This is a genomic window from Verrucosispora sp. SN26_14.1 (assembly GCF_004307965.1).
Taxonomy (GTDB): Bacteria; Actinomycetota; Actinomycetes; order Mycobacteriales; family Micromonosporaceae; genus Micromonospora.
Genome location: NZ_SISL01000028.1, coordinates 20,905 through 29,520 on the forward strand (window position 1 = coordinate 20,905; position 8,616 = coordinate 29,520).

The 8,616-nt window shown below is 73.3% G+C and carries 7 protein-coding genes and 1 pseudogene; 4 read left to right on the plus strand and 4 right to left on the minus strand.

What is annotated here, in order from left to right; all coding sequences use genetic code 11:
- Window positions 1–14: 14 nt before the first annotated feature.
- A complete protein-coding gene (locus tag EYA84_RS05285) occupies window positions 15–2,846 on the plus strand; it encodes an NB-ARC domain-containing protein (protein WP_131051876.1) in 2,832 nt (943 codons plus the stop codon).
- Window positions 2,847–2,887: 41 nt separating this feature from the next.
- Here the strand turns inward: EYA84_RS05285 and EYA84_RS05290 are convergent, their stop codons facing one another.
- The 3 genes from EYA84_RS05290 to EYA84_RS05300 form a co-directional block, all read right to left on the minus strand.
- The gene (locus EYA84_RS05290; RefSeq protein ID WP_131051877.1) at window positions 2,888–3,424 is read right to left on the minus strand and encodes a phospholipase; all 537 of its coding nucleotides are present in this window, start codon (window positions 3,422–3,424) and stop codon (window positions 2,888–2,890) included.
- Between the two features lie 222 nt (window positions 3,425–3,646).
- Entirely contained in the window at window positions 3,647–4,372 is a 726-nt protein-coding gene (locus EYA84_RS05295) for a methyltransferase domain-containing protein (RefSeq protein ID WP_131051878.1), read from the minus strand.
- Between the two features lie 139 nt (window positions 4,373–4,511).
- Window positions 4,512–6,149 (minus strand): ABC-F family ATP-binding cassette domain-containing protein, encoded by a 1,638-nt coding sequence (locus EYA84_RS05300; protein ID WP_131051879.1) that lies wholly within the window; start codon window positions 6,147–6,149, stop codon window positions 4,512–4,514.
- A gap of 79 nt (window positions 6,150–6,228) precedes the next feature.
- Here EYA84_RS05300 and EYA84_RS05305 point away from each other — a divergent pair, with 79 nt between their 5' ends.
- The 3 genes from EYA84_RS05305 to EYA84_RS05315 all read left to right on the plus strand — a co-directional run bounded on the left by EYA84_RS05305 (window position 6,229) and on the right by EYA84_RS05315 (window position 7,879).
- Window positions 6,229–6,975, plus strand: coding sequence for an ROK family protein (locus EYA84_RS05305; protein WP_131051880.1), 747 nt, complete (start codon window positions 6,229–6,231; stop codon window positions 6,973–6,975).
- Window positions 6,976–7,130: 155 nt separating this feature from the next.
- A complete protein-coding gene (locus tag EYA84_RS05310; RefSeq protein ID WP_117226333.1) occupies window positions 7,131–7,499 on the plus strand; it encodes a M48 family metallopeptidase in 369 nt (122 codons plus the stop codon).
- A gap of 125 nt (window positions 7,500–7,624) precedes the next feature.
- The gene (locus EYA84_RS05315; protein WP_030329768.1) at window positions 7,625–7,879 is read left to right on the plus strand and encodes a Smr/MutS family protein; all 255 of its coding nucleotides are present in this window, start codon (window positions 7,625–7,627) and stop codon (window positions 7,877–7,879) included.
- Window positions 7,880–7,950: 71 nt separating this feature from the next.
- Here the strand turns inward: EYA84_RS05315 and EYA84_RS05320 are convergent.
- Window positions 7,951–8,616 (minus strand): annotated as a pseudogene (locus EYA84_RS05320) (peptidase); the annotation flags it as partial.

Here is an 8,616-nt window from a genome sequence, read left to right on the forward strand (position 1 = left end):
GGGAGGTTCCACGCATGCCGCCACGGATCCACCTCCCTAGTGGCTGGGTGACCTTCGTCTTCACCGACATCGAGGGCTCCACGCGACTGGCGCAGATGCTCGGCTCCGGGTATAGCCCGGTGCTGCGGGAACATCGCCGCCTGCTGCGCCGGACGATCGCCGCGACCGAGGGCGCCGAGCTGCTGACCGAGGGCGACTCGTTCTTCCTGGCCTTCGGGGACGCAGGTGCCGCGCTGACCGCCTGCCTGACCGCGCAACGCGCGCTCGGCGAGCACGAGTGGCCGACGCCGGAGGCGGCACCCCGGGTCCGGATGGGCCTGCACACCGGGTGGGCGGAGCCGCGTGACGGCGAGTACGCCAGTCCGGAGGTGCACCGGGCCGCCCGGGTCGCCGCCGCCGCGCACGGCGGGCAGGTGCTCTGCTCCGCCGCGACCGCCCGGCACGCCGATCCGCTGCCGTTCGGCGCGTCCCTGATCGACCTGGGGCTGCACCGGTTGCGCGGTTTCGACGACCGGGAACGCCTCTTCCAACTCGTCGCGCCCGGCCTGGAGCGGCAGTTCCCGCGTCCGCGTACGGCCGACGCGGTGGCGCACAACCTGCCGATCCCGGTCACCTCGTTCGTCGGCCGGCAGGTCGAACGGGCCGAGTTGCGCGAGCTGGTGGCCGGACACCGGTTGGTCACCGTGCTCGGTGCCGGTGGTGGCGGCAAGACCCGGTTGGCCGTGGAACTCTCCATCGACCTGGTGGACGAGTACCCCGACGGAGTCTGGTTCGTCGACATCGCCTCGGTGACCGATCCGGGACTGGTGGCGTTCGCGATCGCCGCGGTGCTCGGGCTGCGTCCCGAACCGGGTCGTCCCATGGTGGACACCCTGGTCGAGTACGCGGCCGGTCGCCGGATGCTGATCGTCCTCGACACCTGCGACGTGCAGCCGACGGCCTGCGCCGAGGCGGTGTCCCGGCTGCTCTCCGGCGGCAGCGGGGTGAAGGTGCTGGCGACCACCCGGGAACCCCTGGCGTTGCCGGGCGAGGTGGTGTGGCGCATCCCGCCGCTCTCGGTCGACCCGTCACCGGACGGCACCGAGAGCGACGCGGTCGCGTTGCTGCTGGACCGGACCGCCGCCGCCCGTGGTGGACGACGTCCGGACCCGGTCGAGTCGGCGGATCTGCGCCGGGTGGTACGCCGGCTGGACGGGTTGCCGTTGGCCATCGAGCTGGCGGCGGCGCGGCTGCGGGTGCTCTCGGTCGGGCAGCTCGCCGAACGCCTCGACGACGTGCTGGGCACTCTGGACGCCGGTCGGGACGACCCGGAGCCGCCTCCGGCCGACCACGGCAACTCCGGCAACCAGCGGGACACCGTGGACCTGGTGGCGGCGGCGACCGGGACGAGTCCGCAGACCCCGGCAATGCGGGCGGTGGCGCGGTCGGCGATCGAACGTCACCTGACCATGCAGGCGACCGTCACCTGGTCGTACCGCACTCTCGGTCCCCGGGCCGCGCGGTTGCTGCGCTGGCTTGCGGTGTTCGCCGGCCCGGTCGACCTGCCCAGCGTGGAGTGGCTGCTCGACGACGACCCGCTCGACCCGCTCTCGGTGCTGGTGGACAAGTCCATGGTGCTGGCGGAGCCGCAGGCCGGCGGCTGCACGTACCGGATGCTCGACCCGATAAGGGCGTACGCGGCCCGCCGGCTCGCCGAGGCCGGTGAGGAGCGGGACGCGCGCAACCGGCACGTGAGCTGGTCGGCGCACGCCCTGGAACGGGCGCACCTGGGCCCGGACGGCCAACCGGTGACGCTGTCGCTGTACGCGCTCGATCCACTCGCCGGTGAGCTGCGGGCCGCCCTGCGCTGGTGCGCCACCGGCGGCAGTGCCCGGGCGGGCCTGCGGTTGGCCGGTGGCCTCGACCAGTGGTGGCGTGAGCGCGGGTTGGCCCGGGAGGGGCGGCTGTGGCTGTTCCGGCTCTACAGCCGGATCGCCGAGACCGGGGAGGTGATCCCCGAGGCCGAGCTGGCGGCGGCGTACCACATGCACTCGCTGCACGCCGGTGGCGACGGCGAGTACGCCGAGGAGCTGCGCTACTCGCAGCGGGCCGAGGCGGCGGCACGGCAGGCCGGGGACGCCGGGCTGCTGGCCCGGGTGCTCGCCGGCCGGGCGGCGCCGCTGGTGGACATGGGGCAGTTCGCCGAGGCCGAACGGATCTGCCGGGAGGTCATCGACTGGGCCCGTGAGCAGGGGGTGGAGTCGGACGCGCTGTTCGCGGTGTTCCGGCTGGCCGAGCTGCTCTGGCGGCGGGGCGCCCTGGACGAGGCGGCCGACCTGCTCGCGGCGGCGCGACCGGTGGAGGCGGCCCGCCCGGTCGACCGGGGTCGGCGTTCGGTGGACATGCTGCTCGGCATGGTGGCGTTGGCCCGGGGCGACCTGGTGGCCGCGCACGAGCACCTGCTGGCGGCGTTGCGGTCCCGGATGAACCACGGTTTCCACGGTCGGGCCTGCGACACGCTCAACGCGATCGCGGTGCGCTGCCTCGCGGGGGGCGAACCGCTGACCTCGGCCCGGTTGTTCGGTGCGGCGCAGGCGACCCGGGCGGGGCTGCGGTCGACCACCGGCATCTACGACGGCTACTGGAACGAGCGGCAGGTGGCGCTGCGCCGGACGTTGGGCGACGTCGCCTTCGACGAGGCGTACGGCGAAGGCTCCGAACTGGGCCTGGACGAGGCCGTGGCGTTGGCACTCGGCGTCCAGCATCCCGACCTGACCGGCGACTCGGCCCGGTTCGCGGCGCGGGCGGGCCGGGCGACGCCCCGGCAGTCGACCGCCGCCGCCGACCGGCACACCGAACACGCCTGACCGAGGGGCCCGCGTCGGACGCGGACCCCTCGGCGCGCGGGTCAGGTGCGGGCGAGGAGTTCGGCCTCGGCCTTCATCCGGGCGGCCCGGTCGATGTCGGACTGCTGGACGGCGGCGGCCGAGCCGAAGACACTCACCGCCTGGTAGTAGGTCCAGGCCAGGCTGAGGCAGGCCGGCCGGACGACCGAGTTGTACGTGGCGCAGACCCGCTTGAGGTCCTCGTAGAAGGCGCTGTCCAGGCGGGACTTGTTGGCGCTGAACTGGCCGACCGCCTTGTAGTTGCGGTAGCCGAAGTCGTGTCGGTGGCAGGAGAGGGAGAAGCGGAACCCGAGCGGGTTGTCCGGGCTGGACGAGCAGAAGTCGGTGGACCAGTCGAAGTTGTAGCCGGCCCACGGCGTGCGGTTCTGCCGGGCCGAGTTCCAGGCGTTGTAGCTGCTGGCGCTGGTCTGGGTCCAGCTCGACAGGACGGACAGCTTCTGGGCGGGCGTGACGGCCGCAGCCGCCGGGGACGCCACGGCGAGCGTGGCGGCCAGCGCGACCGCGCCGGAGGCCAGGACGGTGGTGAGACGTCTGAGCACGGGGGATACCTCCGCGGGGGTGTGCGGTGGGGGCAGTGGTTACCGGCGAGTACCCGGAGTTCGAACAGTCTCGATCAAGGTCCTGGTATCCGGGTGTAGCCACTGAGAAATATTGGTGACCGTGCTGAAACAGACGAATGCCCCGGACGTCGACGACGTCCGGGGCATTCGCGGGCCGGTCGGCCCGATTCGCCGCTCAGTGCCGGGTGGACCGGTGGGTGGTCAGTCGAAGAAGCGGGCCATGTGGGCGGGGGAGGGGCCGTCGTCGTCCACGCCCAACGGCGTGAGGTCGGCGAAGATCGAGGCGCCGTCGGTGCCGGCGTGCAACGGGTGCCAGCGCGGTGTGCCCGGTGGACGCATCGCGCAGACCCCCTTGATGGTCTGTACGTCCAACAGTCGGACGTGGGTCGGGTCGGCAACCGCGTTCACATGCCCCCACCAGGGGCTCATCACGTGCAGGACGCCGCCGGGGCGCAGCACCCGGTGGCACTCGTCGAGCAGTGGCAGGAAGTCGATCAGGTGCTCCAGGATGTGCACCGCGAACAGGACGTCCACCGAGTCGGCGGCCAGCGGCAGCGAGCCGGAGAGATCGGCCACCGCGTCCACGCCGGGCGCCGGATAGATGTCCAGCCCGAGGTTGCCCGGCCACTGCTTGGTGCCGCCGCAGCCGAGGTCCACCACCACCGGGTCGCGTCCGCCGACACGTACCCGGCACCAGACGCCGAAGACCCCGGCGAGTCGGCCGACCTGTTCGCGTACCAGGCGGAGCTGGGCCGGCTCGTCGACCTCGCCGGTCAGGTGGGCGACGCCCCGGTCGAAGCGGACCTCCACGGCCAGCGGTCGCAGTCTCTCGTCGTGGCGGGCCTGCTCCGCCCATGCCTCCGCGAGGAACCCGTCGACCGCCCGCAGCCGCTCGGCCGAGGGCGGAGTGTGTGCCAACGCGACCATTCGCCCACCTCCGGCCGGCGCGATACCCCGATCGCTGCCCGTTATGGGCAACTTAGCCCAGAAGGCGGCGCTCCGGTGGGCCGTCGGCCGGACCGGTGCGCCGGGAAGGGGCCGGTCAGCCCGGTGTGGCGGGCCGGGATCAGGACTCGGCGATCCGCCCGGCGTCGACCCGCAGACGGCGGTCCACGCGTACCGCGTCCAACATCCGCCGGTCGTGCGTCACCAGCAGCAACGTGCCCGGGTAGCCGGCCAGCGCCGACTCCAACTGCTCGATCGCCGGCAGGTCCAGGTGGTTGGTCGGCTCGTCGAGCACCAGCAGGTTGACCCCGCGCCCCTGCAACAGCGCCAACGCGGCCCGGGTCCGCTCGCCCGGCGAGAGCGTCGCGGCGGGGCGCAGCACGTGCTGGGCGCGCAGGCCGAACTTGGCCAGCAGCGTCCGCGCGTCGGCCGGCGACAGGTCCGGTACGGCGACCCGGAAGGCGTCCAGCAGCGGGGCGTCCCCGAGGAACGACCCGCGTGCCTGGTCCACCTCGCCGACCACCACACCCGGGCCCAGCGCGGCCTGACCGGTGTCCAGCGGCAGCCGGCCCAGCAGGGCGGCGAGCAGCGTCGACTTGCCGGAGCCGTTCGCCCCGGTGATCGCCACCCGGTCGGCCCAGTCGATCTGCAGATGCACCGGACCGAGGGTGAAGTCGCCCCGGCGTACCACCGCGTCGCGGAGAGTGGCCACGACGGCGCCGGCACGGGGCGCGGCGGCGATCTCCATCCGCAGCTCCCACTCCTTGCGTGGCTCCTCGACCACGTCCAGCCGCTCGATCAACCGTTCGGTCTGTCGGGCCTTCGCCGCCTGCTTCTCGCTCGCCTCGGAGCGGAACTTGCGGCCGATCTTGTCGTTGTCGGTGGCCTTGCGCCGGGCGTTGCGGACACCCTTCTCCATCCAGGATCGCTGCGTGCGCGCCCGCGCCTCCAACGACGACCTGGTGTCGGCGTACTCCTCGAACTCGGCGCGTGCCTGGCGGCGCGCCACCTCCCGCTCCTCCAGGTACGCCGCGTAGCCGCCACCGAAGTGGTTGACCTGCTGCTGATGCAGGTCCAGCTCCAGCACCCGGGTCACCGTCCGGGTCAGGAACTCCCGGTCGTGGCTGACCAGCACCGTGCCGGCCCGCAGCCCGGTGACGAACTGCTCCAGGCGCTCCAACCCGGCCAGGTCCAGGTCGTTGGTGGGCTCGTCGAGCAGGAAGACGTCGTACCGACTGAGCAGCAGCGACGCGAGCCCGGCGCGGGCGGCCTGTCCGCCGGAGAGCCCGGTCATCTCGTGGTCGAGGTCGACGGCGAGACCCAGCTCCGCAGCGACCTCCTCGGCCCGCTCGTCCAGGTCGGCTCCGCCCAGGCCGAGCCAACTCTCCAACGCGGTGGCGTACGCGTCGTCGGCGCCCGGTGCGCCGGTGGTCAGCGCCTCGGTGGCCGCGTCGAGGGCGGCCTGCGCCCGGGCCACCCCGGTCCGCCGGGCCAGGAACGCCCGGATCGTCTCGCCGGGATGGCGGTCCGGCTCCTGAGGCAGGTGCCCGACGCTCGCGCCGGGCGGACTCACCGCGACACTGCCGGCCTCCACCGGCAACAGCCCGGCGAGCGTACGCAGCAGCGTCGACTTGCCCGCCCCGTTCGGCCCGACCAGGCCGATCACGTCCCCGGGGGCGACCACCAGGTCCAGCCCGGTGAACAGCGTCCGCTCCCCGTGCCCGGCGGCCAGGTCCTTGGCGATCAACGTGGCGCTCACAAGCAGCCGAGCCTACCCGCCGGCGTGGTTGGCGTGGCCCGCCATGCCCGGACGCCGCACACGAGGCAGACTCACGGTCGTGCAGACCACTCTGGCGATCGACTGCGGCGGTGGCGGGATCAAGGCGTCCGTCCTGGACGCCGCCGGCACCATGCGGGCCCAACCGATGCGGGTGCCCACCCCGTACCCGCTACCGCCCGAGCTGTTCGTGCGGACCCTGCGGGAACTCGGCGACCGGCTCCCCTCCGCCGACCGGGTGACCGTGGGCATGCCGGGCATGATCCGGCACGGCGTGGTGGTCACCACCCCGCACTACGTGACCCGCTCCGGCCCGCGCAGCCGGGTCGACCCGGGGCTGAACGCCCAGTGGTCCGGGTACGACGCCCGCAGCGCCCTCGCCGCCGCGTTCGAGCTGCCCACGCTGGTGCTCAACGACGCCGAGGTGCACGGTGCCGGGGTGGTCGCGGGCACCGGCTGCGAGCTGGTGCTGACCCTCGGCACCGGGCTGGGCAGCGCCCTCTTCGACGGTGGTGTGCTCGCCCCGCACCTGGAGCTGTCGCACGCCCCGGTGCGGTGGGGCACCACCTACGACACGTACGTGGGCGAGCCGGAACGCCGCCGGTTGGGCGACGCGTTCTGGTCCCGACGGATCCGGCAGGTGGTGGAGGGGCTGCGCCCGGTGTTCCGCTGGGACCGGCTCTATCTGGGCGGCGGCAACTCCCGGCTGATCCGGCCCGAGCAACTCGCCCGGATGGGCGACGACGTGGTGGTGGTGCCCAACAGCGCCGGCATCGTCGGTGGTGTCCGCGCCTGGGACCTGGTGTAAGCAGGGGTCCCCTGCTAACGCCTGCGGCATAGCAGGGGACCCCTGCTAACACGTGCAGCCGCCCCACCCCCGGCCGAAGCCGCGCGGGAACACTCGCGCGCCCGCCGGTGTTGTGCCAGCGTCAGGGCAGTGGTGCGAACTAGGGGGTGGGCAGAATGGATCTTCTGGCTGAGTACCGGCGAGCGACCCTGTTCTTCGAGTCGGGCGACCCGAGCGGAGCGGCCCGGCTGCTCGAGCCGATCGTCGAGGCCGAGCCCGACAACTCCGCCGTCCGCCAGTTGCTGGCCCGGGCGTACTTCCAGTCGGCCCAGCTCCGGCGGGCCGAGGAGCAGTTGCAGGAGTTGATCGACCGCAACCCCAGCGACCACTACGCCCACCACGTGCTGGGCCGGACGCTGGAGCGGCTGAACCGGTACACCGACGCGCTGCGGCACCTGCGCATCGCGGCGGCCATGCACTCCGCCAACGACGACTACACGACCGCGCTGCGGCGGGTCGAGACCCGGGTCGGCGGTAGCCGCTGAGGCGGCGTACGCGACACGACGACGAGAGGGCGGCCCGGACCGGGCCGCCCTCTCGTCGTCTCCGGGCCCTGCCGGCGACGTGCCTACGATGGCCGCATGGGAGCCGACCGGACGGTGGACGGGGCATGAAGCTGAAGCTGGACCTGCACGAGATCTTCAACAAGGGCCACGACATCGACCGGGCACTGCGCGGGATCATGGACGAGGCGGTGGCCAAGAAGGCCACTCTCGTGGAGATCATCCCGGGCAAGGGCTCCGGTCAGCTCAAGAAGCGGGTGCTGCGCTTCCTCGACCAGAAGGACGTCAAGCAGCTCTACCACCGGGTCGAGAAGGACTCCAAGAACTTCGGCCGACTCTTCGTGCACTTCCGCTGGAAGTAGGCCAGACCCGCCGCAGCACGGGCGGCGGGACCGCGCCAGCGGGCGCCCGGCCCACCGGCCGGGCAGCCCGCTCACAGCGGATAGGTGCGGGCCACGGCGAGCATCTCGGAGCTGTGCGAGCCGGCGACACCGACGTCCGGCGGTCGGGGCCGGAAACCGGGTACCGCGTCCAGACCGTCGCTGGCGTCCATCGCGCGGAACGCGACCTGCGGGGCCTTCGGCGCGACGGTCAGCGTGATCTCGATGCCCTCCGGCGGTGGGGCGTGGAAGACCACCCCGAAACCCCACCGGCCGTCGCGGACCTCGACCGGCACCGGCCGCCCCGCCACCTGGGCGCTGCGGACCGTCGCGGTGGAGGTGTCGACGTGCAGGGTGGTCAGGCGTACCGGGCGCTGCGGGGTGAGCCGTAGCCGCAGGGTGCGCTCGTCGGCGGTGCCGGTGTCGGCCAGCACCTCCAGCCGGGGCGCGGGCAGGGCCGCCGCCTGCGCCGGGCCGGCGAGCAGTTCCTCGGCGCCGATGCCGGGGAACTCGTCGGCGATCCGGACCGTCCCGTCCACGTACTCGTCGGTCCAGGGTTGCGGGGTCGACTCGTGACTGAGCCAGCGGGCCGTTGCGGTGTCGGTGTCCAGGGCGTACATCAGGTGGGTGGGCACCGGGTGCGCGGCGTCGAAGCGGTCGACGGCGAAGCCGGTGGCGGCGAGGACGACGGTGACCAGCGCGGCGGCCCCGGCCGGCAG